At 51.6% G+C, this 250-nt stretch carries 1 pseudogene; it reads left to right on the top strand.

Annotated features, from left to right (window positions below):
- Positions 1 to 21: 21 nt before the first annotated feature.
- Positions 22 to 250: pseudogene (locus tag HIJ39_RS23560) on the top strand (biotin synthase BioB); the annotation flags it as partial.

The following is a 250-nucleotide window of genomic DNA, read 5'->3' as shown; positions in this document are numbered from 1 at the left end:
ACCCGTAGCTATCAGGAGCGTTTGGATACGCTGGAAAAAGTGCGTGATGCCGGTATTAAAGTCTGTTCGGGGGGGATTGTTGGGCTCGGTGAAACCGTACGTGACAGAGCCGGCTTGCTCACGCAGCTAGCGAATTTACCTAAAGCGCCGGAAAGCGTGCCGATCAATATGTTGGTTAAGGTCAAAGGAACGCCGTTAGCGGATAACGACGATGTGGATGCCTTTGATTTCATTCGTACCATTGCTGTGG

This window comes from Sulfobacillus harzensis (assembly GCF_012933365.1).
GTDB lineage: Bacteria > Bacillota > Sulfobacillia > Sulfobacillales > Sulfobacillaceae > Sulfobacillus_B > Sulfobacillus_B harzensis.
The sequence above is the reverse complement of the archived record's forward strand: the minus strand, read 5'-3'. Positions and strand labels throughout refer to the sequence as shown.